Raw genomic sequence first — 14,734 nt, forward strand, 5'->3', positions numbered from 1 at the left:
CATGTCCTTCGACGCCGAACTGATCTTCTCCGCGCTGCGCGCGCTCACCCCGATCCTGTTCGCCGCCCTCGGCGGCGCGCTGTGCGAACGCGCCGGCGTGTTCAACGTGTCGCTGGAAGGCACCATGCTGATCGGCTGCTTCGCGGCCGTCACCGGCAGTTGGTTCGGCGGCAGCGTCTGGGTCGGGGTGATCTCGGCGGTGCTCGCCGCGATGGTCTTCTCGCTGCTGCTCGCCATCGGCGCGGTCACGCTGGGCGCGGACGCGGTGGTGCTGTGCATCGCGCTGAACCTGCTCGCCGTGGGCCTGACCGGCTTCCTGCTGCGCACCGTCTTCGGCAAGCAGGGCACCTTCGGCGACCCGGACCTCAAGGGCCTGCAACCGGTCGACATCCCCGGCCTGGAGTCGGTGCCCTTCCTGGGCCGCGCGTTGTCCGGCCACTCGCCGCTGGTGTACCTGTCCTGGGTCGCCGTCGTGGTGATCGCCGTGCTGCTGTCCCGACACCCGTGGGGCGTGCGGCTGCGCGGCGTCGGCGAGGCGCCGGAGGCCGCCCAGTCGCTCGGCGTCAGCGTCGCCCGCTACCGCTACGCCGCGATCCTGACCTCGGGCGCGCTGTGCGGGCTGGCCGGCGCGCAGCTCGCGCTGGGCAACGTGACCCTGTTCTCCGAGAACATGACCGCGGGTCGCGGCTGGATCGCCGTGGTCGCGGTGATGCTCGGACGCGCACTGCCGATCGGCGTGCTGCTCGCGGGCATCCTGTTCGGCCTGGTCGAGGCGGTCGGCTTCCGGCTCCAGGGTGAGGGCATGCCGCAGCAGGCCGCCGATGCCGCGCCGTACGTGATGACCCTGGTCGCGCTGTTCCTGGCCACCCGCTCGCGCGCCCGCCGCGGCGCCGCGCCCCCGGGCCGGCTCACCGGCCGCATCCCCCGTCCTCGCCGATTCGCCCGCACCACCTCGGAGCCCCAGTCATGAGCAGCGCCACCCGCCCGGCCGTCCTGCCGATCACGAAAATACCCAGCAGCGGACTGCCCGCCCACGCCCTGGTCGTCGGCGACCCGGCGCGCGCCGCACTGGTCGCCGAACGGCTGGAGGACGCGCGGCGGATCGGCGCCAACCGCGAGTACGTCAGCTACGCGGGCAGTTGGCGCGGCGTACCGGTCGTGGTGTCCTCGCACGGCGTGGGCGGTCCGGGCGCGGTGTGCCTGTTCGGCGAACTGGCCGAGGCGGGGGTGCGTACCTTCATCCGGCTGGGCACGGCGGGCGCGATGGCGCGCGGCGTGGGCGACGGCGACCTGGTGGTGGCCACCGCCGCGGTCCGCGACGACGGGGTGACGCAGCAGTTGGTCCCGGCCGAGTTCCCGGCCTTTGCCACGCCCGAGGTGGTCCTGGCGCTCGACGGCGCGGCCCGCGCGCACGCCGCGCCGCATCACCGGGGCGTGGTGTGGACCCGGGCGGCGTTCATGCCGGGTGTGCTGGAGTTGCCGATGAAGCCGTACCAGGCGGCCGGCGTGCTGGCGATCGAGATGGAGTTGTCCGCGTTGCTGGTGTTCGCCGCGCTGGGCGGGCACCGGGCGGGCGGCGTGCTGGTCGTGGACGGGATCGCGGCCGACGACCTGGTCGACGAGTCCGGCGGCTCGACCTACGACCCGCACCGGCAGGTGGTCGCCGAGGGTGTCGAGCGCGGTGTCGTGGTGGCGCTGGACGCGCTGTACCGACTGGCCCTGGACGAGGCCGGCGAGGCGGCGGACCGGGCGTGATCGACCTGCTCGTCACCGGCGGCGCGGTGCTCACCGCGGACGCCGCCGACACGTACCTGCCCGACGGCGCGGTCGCGATCGCGGCCGGCCGGATCGTCGCGGTCGGCTCGGCGGCCGAGTTGGGCGCGCGCCATCCGGCGGCGCCGACCCTGGACGCGCGCGGGTGCCTGGTGTTGCCCGGGCTGGTCAACGCGCACGCGCACTCGGCGATGACGCTGTTCCGGGGGCGGGCCGACGACGTCGACCTCCAGGTGTTCCTGGAGCGGCTGGTGGCCGCCGAGAGCGCGGTGCTGACCGCCGAGGTGGTGCGCGCCGCGGTGCGGTTGGCGCTGGCCGAGTCGATCCGGGCGGGGGTGACCACCGCGATGGACATGTACTGGTTCCCCGAGGCGGGGCTGGCCGCCGCCGCCGAGGCGGGCTTTCGGCTGGTCACCGGGCCCACCTTCATGGATGTGCCCGGACCGCCGGACGGTCTCGACTTCGCCGCGCGCCTGCGCCGGGCACCCGGGTTGCTGACCCGTTCGGCGACTCGCTGCGTGACCCCGCACAGCACCTACACGCTGAACCCGGACCAGTTGCTCGCGGTCGCCGAACTGGCCCGCGAGCACGACGCGTTGTTGCACATCCACGCGGCCGAGAACGCGGTCGAGACGGAGACCGTACGCCGTCGGTACGGCCGCCGTCCGGTGGAACTCCTGCACGATCTGGGACTGTTGCGTCCGGGCACGCTGCTGGCACACGCGGTGCACCTGACCGACGAGGAGATCGCGCTGATCGCCGCCTCCGGCGCGGGCGTGGCGCACTGTCCGGTCTCCAACCTCAAGCTCGCCTCCGGCGTGGCCCGGTTGCCCGAGTTGCTGGCCGCCGGCGTGCCGGTGGGCCTGGGCACCGACGGCGCGGTCAGTGCCAACGCGCTGGACCTGTTCGGCCCGATCCGCGCCGCCGCCACGCTGCATCGGGTCTCCCCAGGCGCCGCGCCCGATCCGACCCTGATCGGCGCCCGCACCGCGGTCCGGATGGCCACCGCGGACGGCGCCCGGGCGATCGGGCTCGGCGCGCTGACCGGGTCGATCGAGGTCGGCAAGGCGGCCGACCTGGTCGTGCTGGACCTGAACCGGGCGCACCTGACGCCCCGGCACGACCCGTGGTCGATGCTCGCCTACGCGGCCGGCCCCGCCGATGTGCGGGACACGGTGATCGAGGGCCGGATCGTGCTGCGCGACCGGCGACTGCTTACGATCGACGAGGGCGCGGCGATCGAGGAACTGAACGCCCTCGCCGCCACGCTGCCGAACCCGTCCGGTCGAGCGAATCGGGATCCCGACGTGACCGACACCGGCTCGACGCCCTCGCCGGCGATCCCGGCATGAGCGCGGAGGTATCGAGATGAGTGCGACCGAGACGAATGCGGTCGAGACGAGTGCGACCGAGGCGAGTGCGGTCGAGACAAGTGCGAAGGCATCGACATGAGTTCCACGACCCGCGGCTTCGTCGGTCGGCACACCGCCGCCGAGCGCGACCCGCGACTGCCCCCGGGGCAGTACGACGCACACCGTGACTTCCCGGTGCTCTCCGCCGAGGTCACCCCCGAACTCGCGCCCGCCGACTGGTCGTTCCGGATCGACGGGCTGGTCGACCGGCCGCGCGCGTGGGACTGGGAGCAGGCACGCGAGTTGCCGCGCGAGACCTACGACGGACCGATCCACTGCGTCACGTCCTGGTCCAAGCTGAGCACCGACTTCACGGGCATCGCGCTGGACACGTTCCTGGCCGAGGTCGCGCCGAGGTCGAGCGCCACCCACGCGGTGGCGTACTCGCACACCGGCTACACCACCAACCTCACGCTCGCCGACCTGACCGGCGGCCGGGCCTGGATCGCGTTCGACTTCGAGGGCGCGCCGCTGACTCCGGCGCACGGCGGGCCCGCCCGGCTGCTGGTGCCGCATCTGTACTTCTGGAAGAGCGTCAAGTGGATCGCGGGCCTGCGCCTGCTCGACCACGACGAACCGGGGTTCTGGGAGGTCAACGGCTATCACCATCGTGGTGATCCGTGGGCGGAGGAGAGGTATTCCGGTGACTGAGGCGACCGTGGCGACGGCCGGGACGGCGAGCGGGGCGGCCGGGTCCGGTGCGCCGCCGATTCCCGCGTTCGCCGCGCCCGGCCGGGCCGCGCCGAGTCTGCGCGGGAAGGTGGACTGGCAGCCGGCGACCGTGGTCGAGGTGCGCCGCGAGACGCCCAACGCGGTCACCGTCCGGCTCGCGCTGCCGGTATGGCACGCGCACGTCGCGGGCCAGCACTACATGTTGCGCCTGACCGCCGCCGACGGCTACACCGCCCAACGGCACTACTCGGTCGGCTCGGCGCCGGACGACGAGGGACACGTCGAGTTCACCGTCGACCGGGTGCCGGGCGGCGAGGTGTCCGGGTTCGTGCACGACGTGGCCCGGGTGGGCGACGTGCTGGAGGTGCGCGGCCCGCTCGGCGGGTTCTTCGCGTGGCCGGGCGACCGGCCGGCGCTGCTGGTGGCCGGCGGCTCCGGGCTGGTCCCGCTGATGGCCATGGTCCGGCACCGGCGCCGGCGTCGATCGACCGTGCCGCTGCGCCTGGTGGCCTGTGCCCGCACCCCGGAAGACCTGTTGTACGCGGGCGAGTTGGCTCCGCTGCCGGGCGAGGAGCACACCGTGCTGTACAGCCGGGCGGCGCCGGCCGGGTATCCGCATCCGGTGGGCCGGCTGGACGCGCGGGCGATCGCGCCGCATGCGGCGGCGGTGCTCGCGGACGAGCGCTACGAGGTGTTCGTCTGCGGCTCGACCGGTTTCGCGGAGCACGCGGGGCGGTTGCTCACCGCCGCGGGGCTGCCGACGTCGCGGATCCGGGTGGAGCGGTTCGGCTGAGTGCGGTCGGTGGCACCAACCTCGGTGCCACCGACCGCGCTTCGGCCTTGTCCGCCCGCACGGGCGGGCTCAGGAGTCGCGCAGGATCGGGCGGTCGCCGCTCAGATCCAGGCGGGCGAAGGTCGCCGTCTCCGGGTGGTCGCCCACGCCCCGGTCGTAGTACGGCTCGTTCGCGTCGGGGCGACGCACTCCGATCGTCCACCAGCCGGCCTCGCGCGCCGCGTCCAACTCCTCGACCAGGTCGGACAGGAAGACCAGACGTTCCGGTCGCGGCTCGCCGATCATCGCCGCGATCGCGCGGTACGAGTCGGCCACCCGCTTGGGGCCGGCGTTCTCGGTGTCGAAGTGACCGGAGAACAGCGGCAACAACGAACCCTCCGGCGAACTGCCGAACCACGCGCGCTGCGCGGCCACCGAGCCGGACGAGAAGATGTACAGCCGGTGCCCCGCCGCGTGCCACGCGCGCAGCGCCGGGATCGCGTCCGGGTAGAAGTGCGAGGTCAGTTCGCCGGACGCGAAGCCCTCGGCCCAGATCAGGCCCTGGAGCGCCTTGAGCGGGGTGACCTTCTCGTCCCGGTCGAGCCAGCCGTCGAGCGCCTCGACGATGCGCTTGGTGTCCGCGTCCGGCTCGCCGATCAGGGCGCGGACGCCCTCCGCCGCGCGCGCCACGTCCGGGTGGTCGCCGTGCTCGTCCAGCCAACGGGCGAAGTGCACGCGGGAGTACGGGTAGAGCTGCTCCGTGATGAAGCCGGTGGCGCTGGTGGTGCCCTCGATGTCGACGACGACCGTCAGCGGTGTGGTGGTGGTGCCCTCGCTCACGCCGCGTACCCGGCCCAGATCTGGTCGAAGTCGGGGAAGCGGGAGGAGATCGGGTCGCCGGTGAAGTCGCCGATCCAACCGTCCTCGTCGTGGAAGAAGCGGATCGCGGCGACCGAGGGCTCGACGCCCATGTCGAACCAGTGGGTGATGCCCTTGGGCACCGAGAGCAGGTCGCCCGCCTCGCACAGCACGGCGTGCACGCGGCCGGCGATGTGCAGGTAGAAGATGCCCGCGCCCTCGACGAAGAAGCGCACCTCGTCGTCGTCGTGGGTGTGCTCGGTGAGGAACTTGGCCCGCGCGCCGGCGGCCTTGGCCGGCCACTCCGGGTCGTCCGAGGGCTGGAGGCGGATCACGTCGACCTGGATGTAGCCCTCGGCGGCGGTGATCCGGTCCACCTCGGTTCGATACGCCGCGATCACCTCGTCCTGCGTCGCGCCGTCGGGCAGCTCGACGTCGGCCGTCCAGCGCTCGAAACGCACGCCGATCGGCTTCAGGGCACTCGCGATCTCGGCCGGGTCCGAGGTGCGCAGGATCGACTCGGCGGCGTCGGTCTCGGGCCAGACGGTCAGCAAGGACATGGCGTCCCTCCTTGGCTACTGAATCGGGGCGGGCTCCCCGGGCGCTGGGTCCTCGTTCGCCTTCGGGTGCGAAAGCGATCGTGAACGATCCCAAAACTACCGTCTCGACCCGTTCCGGCCGAGGGCGCGGTCACCCTCCGAGACGACTTTGCCCGCCCTGCCGGGCCCGCCGGCCGTCACGTCCGAATAACGAACGCGGCCGGTCACGGGCTCCGCCGAGGACGCCGGCCACCTCGGGTATCCGGCAAGTCGGACACCAGTCGTGATGCATTCGTGACAATCGGCCGCTCCGGCCACAGGCCGATCACGAAACGGCCGTTCGGGTTTGCCCGACTCTTTGTCGGCCGGTGTCGGATCGGCCTAGGGTCGCCACTTCGCACCACCGGGTCCGGCTCGCTTCCGGGCGCCGACTCCGACCGTTTCGGCCCCGCGTCGACGGCTCTCGGGGTCGAGGCTCTCGCAGCGACGGCCGCGGCGGGGCGTGCCCTGTCCCCTGCGGAAGGAGCTGACCGCGTTTTGCGTGCCGTCGATGCCAGACCCCGACCCGGTCCCGGACTTTCCCGCCGCGGTCTGCTGCGCGGCGTCGGAGCCGTCGGCTTGGCGGTGACCGCGGCCGGCACCGCCGCCGCGTGCAGCCGAGTGGACCTGAACGACGAACCGGACGGCGGTACGTTGCTGCACCGACTGCGCAAGCGGGGCTCGGTCCGCATCGGGTTCGCCAACGAGGCGCCCTACAGCTTCCTCGACAAGGACGCCGAACTCACCGGTGAGGCAGCCGAGTTGGCCAAGGCGATCTTCGATCGTCTGGGCGTGCGCCGGATCGAACCGGTGCCCTCCGACTTCGGCGCGTTGATCCCGGGCCTGCGGGCGGGCCTGTTCGACATCGTCGGCGCCGGCATGTCCATCACTCCCGCACGGTGTGCGCAAGTGTTGTTCACCGACCCCGAGTTCGATGCGGCCGAAGCGTTCCTGGTACCCAAGGGCAACCCGCGCGGACTGGCCACCATGGCCGATGTGGCCGCGAATTCGAATGTCCGGCTGGGCGTCCTGCTCGGCGCGGTCGAGGCGGACGTGGCCGAACGAAGCGGCGTACCCGGCGCCCGGATCACCCGGTTCGCCGACCAGCCCAGTGCGTTCGACGGGATGATCGGCGGCCGGGTGGACGCGGTCGCGCTCACCTCGATCTCGCTGAACTGGGGCCTGCAGCAGCGCAAACACGCCGATCTGGAGGTCACCGCGCCGTATCGGCCGGTCGTCGACGGCCGGCCGATCACGGCCGCCGCGGGTGCGTTCGCGGTGACGCCGGATCAGACGGACTTCGTCGCGGCCTTCGATCGGGAATTGCACAAGCTTCGGGACAGCGGCGAACTGCTGCGCATCCAGCGGCCGTTCGGCTTCACCGAGGCCGATGTGCCGGCGCCGGAGCTGACCGCGCAACGGGTGTGTGCGGCATGAGCGAGGGCAACCGCGCCGGCTCGCGCAGACCACCCGCCCGTTCCCGATCGGAGGCCGCCGGATGACGTCCGGGCAACTCGACCTGTTGTTGCACGGTGCGCTGAACACCGTCTACCTCACGCTGGGCGGCGGGGCACTCGGCCTGCTCCTGGCGCTGGCCGCCGGGCTGGCCCGATGCAGCGAGCATCGGCTGCCCCGGCTGCTCGGCGCCTGCTACGTGGAGGTCTTCCGCGGCCTGCCCACCCTGGTACTGGCCTTCTGGTTCGTCTTCGTGGTCCCGGTCCTGGGTTGGCAGTTGCACCCGATGTGGGCCGGCATGCTGGCGCTCGGCCTGAACATCGGCGCGTATGCCGCCGAGGTGGTGCGCGGCGCGATCCAGGCGGTGCCGGCCGCGCAGATCGAGGCCGCGATCGCCCTCAACTTCACCCGCGCCCAGCGCATCCGCCGGGTGTTGCTGCCCCAGGCGTATCGGGCCATGCTCCCGCCGCTGGGCAACAACCTGATCGAGTTGCTCAAGATGTCCGCCGTGGTGTCGATCGTGTCCATCCCGGATCTGACCTTCAACGCCCAACTCATCCGGATGTCCTCGGGTGAGACCACCCTGGTGTTCACCGGCCTGCTGTTCGGCTACGCGCTGATCGCGCTGGTACTGATCACGCTGATCCGCGCCCTGGAACGGCACGCCATGCGCTCGCTCGGCCGCACACCCGAGCCGGGACCGCTGCAACGGCTGCTGCGGCGTGCGGAGGCGGCCCGATGAGTTGGGATTGGGACTACGCGTGGGAGATCGTCCCGGATCTGTGGTCCGGCATGCTGGTCGCACTCCAGGCCACCGCGTACGGCTACGTGTTGGCCCTCGTACTGGGCCTGGTGTTCGCGCTGTTGCGGCGCAGCCCCACCCGCTGGGTGTCCGTACCGGTCGCGCTGATCTGCGAACTGATCCGCTGTACCCCGCTGTTGGTGCAGTTGTTCTTCATGTTCTACGTACTGCCCACGATCGGGATCGATTGGGCACCGCTGACCGTCGGCGCGTTGACCCTGGGCATCCACTACGCGACGTACGTGTCCGAGGTCTACCGCGCGGGCATCGAGGGGGTGCCGGTCGGCCAGTGGGAGGCGGCCGTGGCACTGCACCTGCCGCGCCGGCGGGTGTGGACGTCGGTGATCCTGCCGCAGGCGGTGCCGCGGGTGTTGCCGGCGCTGGGCAACTACCTGCTCTCGATGTTCAAGGACACCCCGCAGTTGATCGCGATCACCGTGGTGGAGGTCTTCTCCACCGCCCGCGAACTCAACGCGGAGACCTTCCGCACGCTGGAGCCGTTCACCGTCGCCGGCGTCTTCTATCTCGTCGTCACGTTGGTGATGTCCGCGCTGTTGCGGCTGGTCGAGCGGCGGTTCGGGCGGGTGCGCGCGACCTGACGCCCCGCGAACGCACGGACCACCCGGCTCGACGTTGGAGGAACACACGATGACCCAGACCCAGGCGGCGCCGACGCCCCCGGCGGACCAGGCACCACCCACCGACCTGATCACCTTCGACCGGGTGGGCAAACGCTTCGGCGACAACGTGGTGCTCGACGACCTGTCGTTCGGCGTGCGCGCCGGCGAGCGGGTCACCCTGATCGGGCCCAGCGGTTCCGGCAAGACCACCATCCTGCGGATGCTCATGACGCTGGCCCGGCCGGACACCGGAGTGATCGAGGTCGGCGGCGAACCACTCTTCCACGAGCGGCGCGAGGGGAAACTGGTACCCGCGTCGGAGCGGCACATCCGGGCCATCCGCAGTCGGATCACCATGGTCTTCCAACAGTTCAACCTGTTCCCGAACATGCGGGTGCTGCGCAACGTCACCGAGGCGCCGATCCGCGTACACGGCGTCTCGACGGAGGAGGCCGAGGCCCGCGCCGCCGACCTGCTCGAACTGGTCGGCCTGCGCGACAAGTTGTCCGCCTACCCGGCCCAGCTCTCCGGCGGTCAACAACAACGGGTGGCCATCGCCCGGGCGTTGGCCGTCGAGCCGGACATCCTGCTGCTCGACGAGGTCACCTCCGCACTCGACCCCGAACTCGCCGCCGAGGTCCTGGACGTGCTGCGCGAGGTGGCCCACACCACCGACGTCACCATGCTCTGCGTCACCCACGCCATGCGCTTCGCCCGCGACGTCTCCGACCGGGTCCTGATGTTCTCCGACGGCAGAATCATCGAATCGGGCCCCCCGGATTCCCTCCTCACCACCCCGACCCACGAACGCACCCAACGCTTCCTCAAATCCATCCTCGCCGAATCCTGACCCCGCCCCACCCGCCGAACGAGAGACCCACCAGCACACCGGGAGACTCCGGTTCCGAACCGGAGAACGCCGCCGAGAAGCCCACCAAGCTGCAAGCCCAATCCGAGCACGTACTCGACTCCACCCGCGGAGGCCCAGGCAACGCCGGAAGCCGCACGACGGCCGACGTCCACGACCCCACCGATCCCACCGATCCCACCCGTCCGGCGTTCGAGGACAAGCCCGGCCGCGGGTCGGGGCGCGCTCGCCCACCGCACGGAGGTCCGGCCCGTCCGGGAGGGCTTCCCGTCCTCGGCCGACCCGCCGGTTACGGCAGATAGCCGCCCGCGCGCGCCGCGACGACCGCCTCGACCCGGTTGTGCACGTCCAGTTTCCGCATCGCCGAGCGCAGGTAGCTCTTCACCGTCTCCGCCCCCACCCCCAACGTCTGCCCCACCTCCGCGTTGCTCCGACCCACCGCGACCAGCGCCAGCACGTCCGTCTCCCGGGGTGTCAGCCGCACTCCGGCCGCCGCGCTCCCGGGCCCGCCGAGGCCACCCGTATCCCCGCCGGAGGCGCCCGCGGTGCGCGCCAACCGCCCACACACCTCCCGCAACCGCTCCCCCAGCCCGGGATCCGTCGCGGCCCCGGCCAGCGCCAACAGCTCGGCATACGCCAACCGGATCTCCGACGCCGCCCACCCCGGCAGCTCCGCCGCCTGCGCCATGCGTTGCTCGACCTCGCGCGCGACCGCGATCTCGTGCCCGGCGTCACGCGCCGCGTCGCAGGCCGTCGTCAGGATCCCGTCGCCGAAGTCGCACGGCCGACGCAGCGCCCCGTACAACACCGCCGCCACCTCGCGCCCCGCGAGCACCGGCACCGCGAACACCGCCCGCACCCCCTCGGTGGTGACCGCCCGGTCGTACTCGTGGCTGATCGCCGACGCCGCGACATAGTCGACCACCCGGATCGGCCGCCGCGTGGTGATCGCCTTGCCGCCCACCCCGGTCCCGGCGACCACCGTCAGCCCCGCCAACACGCGCGTCGAGGTCCCGCTCAGATACGAGATCACCAGCCGATCGCCCACGTCGGGACACGGACCCGCGAACGCGACGTCCACCCCGGTCCGCGCCCGAAACCGCTCGACGGCACGACCCACCGGATCGCCGACCGATCCCGCGCCCTGGCTCATGGCTCCTCCGTGTCCTCGGCCCGGGGTCGGCTCGCGTCCACCCGGCACGAACGGCACGCCCCGGCCGCAAGGGAAACGTACTGCCGAGTCCCGCCTCGCATCACCCCCATTCGGGGGTACAACGCTCGCCGTCCCCGCCCACCCCGCCTACCGTCGCGGCAACGCCGACCCGCACCGCTCGCTCCCACCACACCCCGACCAGGCCAGGTGACCCGCGATGACCGCTTCCGCGCCCCCGCCCCCGCAGCCCCAGGACGCCCCCGCGCCGGCCGGGCCCGCCACCCGCCAGGGTGAGCGCACGCCGCCGCTCCCGCACGAGACCATCGGCGCCAACCTGGCCCGGATCGCCGCCACCCACCCCGACAACGACGCCCTCGTCGAGTGCGCGAGTGGCCGACGCTGGACGTACGCCGAGTTCGACGCCGCCGTCGACGACCTCGCCCGCGCCCTGATCGCCACCGGCATCGAGGCGGGCGACCGGGTCGGCATCTGGTCACCCAACTGCGCCGAGTGGACCCTCGTGCAGTACGCCTCCGCCCGGGTCGGCGCGATCCTGGTCAACCTCAACCCGGCCTACCGGGTGCACGAGATCGAGTACGCGCTGGCCCAGTCCGGCACCAGGCTGCTGATCGCCGCGTCGCGCGTGAAGACCAGCGACTACCCGGCGATGGTCACCGAGGTCCGCCCCGCCTGCCCCGACCTGGAACGCGTCGTGCACATCGACACCCCGGACTGGCCCGCGCTGGTCGCCGAGGGCACCGCAGTCTCGGTCGAGCGGCTGCGCGCCCGCGAGGCCACGCTGCGGCCGGAGGACCCGATCAACATCCAGTACACCTCGGGCACCACCGGCTTCCCCAAGGGCGCCACGCTCTCGCACCGCAACATCCTGGGCAACGGCTTCCAGGTGGCCGAGATCCAGGGCTGGACGGCCGCCGACCGGGTGTGCCTGCCGGTGCCCTTCTACCACTGCTTCGGCATGGTGATGGGCAACCTCGGCGCGACCAGCCACGGCGCGTGCATGGTCGTCCCGGCCCCGCTGTTCGACCCGGCCGCCACCCTGCGCGCCGTGCACGAGGAACGCTGCACGGTCCTGTACGGCGTCCCGACCATGTTCATCGCCGAACTCGCGCTGCCCGACTTCGACTCCGGCACCTACGACCTTTCCTCGCTGCGCACCGGCGTGATGGCGGGCTCACCGTGCCCGGTCGAGGTGATGAAGCGGGTGATCGAGCGGATGGGCATGACCGAGGTGACCATCTGTTACGGCATGACCGAAACCTCCCCGGTGTCCACCCAGACCCGCCGCGACGACTCGTTGGAACGCCGCGTCGGTACGGTCGGCCGCGTACACCCGCACCTGGAGATCAAGGTGGTCGACCCGACCACCGGCGCGACCGTGCCCGAGGGCACCCCCGGCGAGTTCTGCACCCGGGGCTACTCGGTGATGCTCGGCTACTGGCGAGACCCCGAGCGCACCGCCGAGGTGATCGACCCGGACGGCTGGATGCACACCGGCGACCTGGCCACGATGGACGCGGACGGCTACGTCTCGATCGTCGGCCGGATCAAGGACATGGTGATCCGCGGCGGCGAGAACGTCTATCCGCGCGAGATCGAGGAATTCCTGTACGGCCACCCGGACATCGAGGACGTCCAGGTCGTCGGCGTGCCCGACGAACGCTACGGCGAGGAACTGATGGCCTGGGTCAAACTCCGCCCCGGCGCCCCCGAACTCACCGCGGCCGAACTCCGCGAGTTCTGCACGGGCCGCCTCGCCCACTACAAGATCCCGCGCTACGTCCACCTCGTCGACGCCTTCCCGATGACGGTGACCGGCAAGATCCGCAAGATCGAAATGCGCGAAGCCTCCATCGCCCTACTGGACCAACCCCCGAGCTGACCCCTCCCGATCCCGCGCCGACTCGCCCGCCGGCCCGAGCAGCGTGCCTGCGCCCGCTCGTACGGCGGGCCAATCGGTGTCGGCGTCGCGGGTCGTCGCCTCGGCCAACCAGCCAGCACGGTCGCGCTGTTCGTGGCGCAGCCCGCGCAGATCGAGGTCGACCCCGGCGGGTGGGCCGGCCGCTTCCAGGCCGGCGACCCGTTCCTCCATCGCGGCGAACAACTCGCGATCGAACGCGGTGACCGCGGCCACGAAGGCATCGGTCGGGAGCACGACCCGACCGGTCGGCGGCGCGGTGAACACGATCGGGTCGTCGTCGTCCGGATCGACGGGATGCGACCACGCGACGGTCATCGTGTCGGCGCCGCCCGAGACCGTGCGCCAAAACCGGATGTCCGGAGCAGCCCGCAGGTGGCCCATGGTCAACGAGTGGCCCGCGTGCCAGGCCCTCGCCGCCTCGATCTCCGGCGCGGCCGGCCACGTCGCCGCCGGCAGCTCGCCCGCGACGAAATCGAGCAGATCCGCCGGCACCGGTTCCAGGGCCTGCGGCATCAGGTCGAGCACGTCCTCCCACAACCGGACCACGTGGTAGTCGACCCACGGCGGCTCCGAGTCCGGCGCGACGTCCGCGTAGCGCAGCAGCTCATGGCCGCCCACCTCGATCCGATACCAACCGTCCGTCAGGATGAACCAGCCCAGTCGAGGCGGGTCCGCACCCCAGGGCCGCACCGCCGACACGGGCCGCAACACGAACCGAAAGCGCAACATCCGCCGAGTCTCCCAGTCCCGCACCACCACAACGTCCACCCGCCACCACTCGCCGCGGCGCTCCCCTCGAAGCTCCCCGGCGCTCCCGGGCACTCCCCCGACTCTCACCCACTCTTAAGACTCGTCTCACCCACCACACACACCCGCACAGCACCGTGTCGACCATGAGCCCCGCTCGGGAAGGCACCCACCGCGCTCCACGCCGCGGCCCATCGCTCCTCGCACCGGCCGCGATCGTGCTCGTCTGTGCCACGCTGCTGTGGCTGGTCGTCTCCGGCAACCGCGCCGACCCGACCCCGTTCGGCGCCGCGGCGACCACGACGGCCGCCCCGCCCGAAAGCCCGGAGCCCACCTTGCCACCGTCGCACACCCCCGGCCCCACCCCGACCGAAACCGCCCTCGCCGCCGCCCTGCCCGAGATCACCGGCAACCTGTCGGTGGCCGTCCTCGACCCGACCGCCGACACCCTCGTCACCTACAACGCCGACCGCCCGTACGTCACCGCGAGCATCGTCAAGGTCGACATCCTGGCCACCCTCCTCCTCCAGGCCCAACAGGCGAACCGCACCCTGACCGACACCGAACGCTCCATCGCGGCGGCCATGATCGAAACCAGCGACAACGACGCCGCCGACACCCTGTGGTCCGCCATCGGCGGCGCCGCCGGCCTCCGCACCGCCAACACCACCCTGGGCCTGACCGACACCGAACCCACCGGCCTCTCCTGGGGTTTGACCCGTACCACCGCCGGCGACCAGGTCCGCCTGCTCGACGCGATCACCGCCGCCGACTCCCCCCTCGACGCCGCGTCCCGCGCCTACCTGGCCGACCTGATGACCTCGGTGCAAGCCGACCAGACCTGGGGCGTATCCACCACCGCCGATCCGGGTACCACCCCGGCCCTCAAAAACGGCCGGCTCCCCCGCGACGCCACCGGCCTGTGGGTGATCAACAGCATCGCCCACATCACCCACACCGGCCACCCCCTCCTGATCGCCATCCTCTCCGACAACCAACCCTCCATGCCCGCCGGCATAACCCAACTCGAATCCGCCGCCCAAGCCGCCGTCACCGCAGCCGCCCACGGCTGAGGGGCCGCAACC

At 72.0% G+C, this 14,734-nt stretch carries 15 protein-coding genes; 11 read left to right on the forward strand and 4 right to left on the reverse strand.

Annotated features, from left to right (window positions below):
• Position 1 precedes the first annotated feature (1 nt).
• The 5 genes from ACH4U8_RS21790 to ACH4U8_RS21810 all read left to right on the forward strand — a co-directional run bounded on the left by ACH4U8_RS21790 (position 2) and on the right by ACH4U8_RS21810 (position 4,650).
• Positions 2-970 carry an ABC transporter permease gene (locus ACH4U8_RS21790; RefSeq protein WP_395779482.1) on the forward strand — a complete coding sequence of 323 codons (969 nt, stop codon included), beginning with the start codon at positions 2-4 and terminating at the stop codon, positions 968-970.
• The gene (locus tag ACH4U8_RS21795) at positions 967-1,755 is read left to right on the forward strand and encodes a nucleoside phosphorylase (protein ID WP_360305545.1); all 789 of its coding nucleotides are present in this window, start codon (positions 967-969) and stop codon (positions 1,753-1,755) included. Before ACH4U8_RS21790 ends, ACH4U8_RS21795 begins: the two co-directional genes overlap by 4 nt.
• Positions 1,752-3,125, forward strand: a complete 1,374-nt coding sequence (locus ACH4U8_RS21800; protein ID WP_395779484.1) for an amidohydrolase family protein — start codon at positions 1,752-1,754, stop codon at positions 3,123-3,125. The genes ACH4U8_RS21795 and ACH4U8_RS21800 overlap by 4 nt, the downstream gene beginning before the upstream one ends.
• A 96-nt stretch (positions 3,126-3,221) precedes the next feature.
• A complete protein-coding gene (locus tag ACH4U8_RS21805; RefSeq protein WP_360305541.1) occupies positions 3,222-3,836 on the forward strand; it encodes a sulfite oxidase-like oxidoreductase in 615 nt (204 codons plus the stop codon).
• 7 nt (positions 3,837-3,843) lie between these two features.
• On the forward strand, positions 3,844-4,650 hold the full coding sequence (locus ACH4U8_RS21810) for an FAD-binding oxidoreductase (RefSeq protein WP_395779555.1): 807 nt from the start codon (positions 3,844-3,846) through the stop codon (positions 4,648-4,650).
• Positions 4,651-4,719: 69 nt separating this feature from the next.
• Here ACH4U8_RS21810 and mtnC read toward each other — a convergent pair whose 3' ends face one another.
• Positions 4,720-5,469, reverse strand: coding sequence for an acireductone synthase (gene mtnC, locus ACH4U8_RS21815; protein ID WP_395779486.1), 750 nt, complete (start codon positions 5,467-5,469; stop codon positions 4,720-4,722).
• Positions 5,466-6,047: a cupin gene (locus ACH4U8_RS21820; protein ID WP_360305537.1), complete on the reverse strand. Its 582-nt coding sequence runs from the start codon at positions 6,045-6,047 to the stop codon at positions 5,466-5,468. Before ACH4U8_RS21820 ends, mtnC begins: the two co-directional genes overlap by 4 nt.
• Before the next feature lie 603 nt (positions 6,048-6,650).
• Between ACH4U8_RS21820 and ehuB the strand changes: the two genes are divergently transcribed.
• The 4 genes from ehuB (at position 6,651) to ehuA (ending at position 9,792) form a co-directional block, all read left to right on the forward strand.
• Complete coding sequence (gene ehuB, locus ACH4U8_RS21825) at positions 6,651-7,502, forward strand: ectoine/hydroxyectoine ABC transporter substrate-binding protein EhuB (protein ID WP_395779557.1); 852 nt, start codon at positions 6,651-6,653, stop codon at positions 7,500-7,502.
• Positions 7,503-7,563: 61 nt separating this feature from the next.
• Entirely contained in the window at positions 7,564-8,262 is a 699-nt protein-coding gene (ehuC, locus tag ACH4U8_RS21830) for an ectoine/hydroxyectoine ABC transporter permease subunit EhuC (protein WP_395779488.1), read from the forward strand.
• Positions 8,259-8,921: an ectoine/hydroxyectoine ABC transporter permease subunit EhuD gene (gene ehuD, locus ACH4U8_RS21835; protein ID WP_360305531.1), complete on the forward strand. Its 663-nt coding sequence runs from the start codon at positions 8,259-8,261 to the stop codon at positions 8,919-8,921. Before ehuC ends, ehuD begins: the two co-directional genes overlap by 4 nt.
• Before the next feature lie 49 nt (positions 8,922-8,970).
• Positions 8,971-9,792, forward strand: coding sequence for an ectoine/hydroxyectoine ABC transporter ATP-binding protein EhuA (gene ehuA / locus ACH4U8_RS21840; protein WP_395779490.1), 822 nt, complete (start codon positions 8,971-8,973; stop codon positions 9,790-9,792).
• Between the two features lie 307 nt (positions 9,793-10,099).
• On the opposite strand, the gene ACH4U8_RS21845 is transcribed toward ehuA, so the two are convergent.
• The gene (locus tag ACH4U8_RS21845; protein ID WP_360305527.1) at positions 10,100-10,963 is read right to left on the reverse strand and encodes a LuxR C-terminal-related transcriptional regulator; all 864 of its coding nucleotides are present in this window, start codon (positions 10,961-10,963) and stop codon (positions 10,100-10,102) included.
• Positions 10,964-11,180: 217 nt separating this feature from the next.
• On the opposite strand from ACH4U8_RS21845, the gene ACH4U8_RS21850 reads away from it, so the two are divergent.
• A complete protein-coding gene (locus tag ACH4U8_RS21850) occupies positions 11,181-12,863 on the forward strand; it encodes an AMP-binding protein (RefSeq protein WP_395779492.1) in 1,683 nt (560 codons plus the stop codon).
• On the opposite strand, the gene ACH4U8_RS21855 is transcribed toward ACH4U8_RS21850, so the two are convergent.
• Positions 12,840-13,670 carry a DUF5984 family protein gene (locus ACH4U8_RS21855; RefSeq protein ID WP_395779494.1) on the reverse strand — a complete coding sequence of 277 codons (831 nt, stop codon included), beginning with the start codon at positions 13,668-13,670 and terminating at the stop codon, positions 12,840-12,842. The genes ACH4U8_RS21850 and ACH4U8_RS21855 overlap by 24 nt on opposite strands.
• Before the next feature lie 125 nt (positions 13,671-13,795).
• Here ACH4U8_RS21855 and ACH4U8_RS21860 point away from each other — a divergent pair, with 125 nt between their 5' ends.
• The gene (locus ACH4U8_RS21860) at positions 13,796-14,722 is read left to right on the forward strand and encodes a serine hydrolase (protein ID WP_395779496.1); all 927 of its coding nucleotides are present in this window, start codon (positions 13,796-13,798) and stop codon (positions 14,720-14,722) included.
• The last annotated feature ends 12 nt before the right edge of the window (positions 14,723-14,734 follow it).

It is taken from the genome of Embleya sp. NPDC020886, assembly GCF_044333915.1.
In the GTDB taxonomy this organism is placed as follows: Bacteria; Actinomycetota; Actinomycetes; order Streptomycetales; family Streptomycetaceae; genus Embleya.

What these genes read in the sequence shown, in the direction of transcription:
- ACH4U8_RS21790 (WP_395779482.1), top strand. Translation starts at nt 2, where the DNA reads ATGTCCTTCGACGCCGAACTGATCTTCTCCGCGCTGCGCGCGCTCACC.
- ACH4U8_RS21795 (WP_360305545.1), top strand. Translation starts at nt 967, where the DNA reads ATGAGCAGCGCCACCCGCCCGGCCGTCCTGCCGATCACGAAAATACCC.
- ACH4U8_RS21805 (WP_360305541.1), top strand. Translation starts at nt 3,222, where the DNA reads ATGAGTTCCACGACCCGCGGCTTCGTCGGTCGGCACACCGCCGCCGAG.
- ACH4U8_RS21820 (WP_360305537.1), bottom strand. Translation starts at nt 6,047, where the DNA reads ATGTCCTTGCTGACCGTCTGGCCCGAGACCGACGCCGCCGAGTCGATC.
- ehuC (WP_395779488.1), top strand. Translation starts at nt 7,564, where the DNA reads ATGACGTCCGGGCAACTCGACCTGTTGTTGCACGGTGCGCTGAACACC.
- ehuD (WP_360305531.1), top strand. Translation starts at nt 8,259, where the DNA reads ATGAGTTGGGATTGGGACTACGCGTGGGAGATCGTCCCGGATCTGTGG.
- ehuA (WP_395779490.1), top strand. Translation starts at nt 8,971, where the DNA reads ATGACCCAGACCCAGGCGGCGCCGACGCCCCCGGCGGACCAGGCACCA.
- ACH4U8_RS21845 (WP_360305527.1), bottom strand. Translation starts at nt 10,963, where the DNA reads ATGAGCCAGGGCGCGGGATCGGTCGGCGATCCGGTGGGTCGTGCCGTC.
- ACH4U8_RS21850 (WP_395779492.1), top strand. Translation starts at nt 11,181, where the DNA reads ATGACCGCTTCCGCGCCCCCGCCCCCGCAGCCCCAGGACGCCCCCGCG.
- ACH4U8_RS21860 (WP_395779496.1), top strand. Translation starts at nt 13,796, where the DNA reads ATGAGCCCCGCTCGGGAAGGCACCCACCGCGCTCCACGCCGCGGCCCA.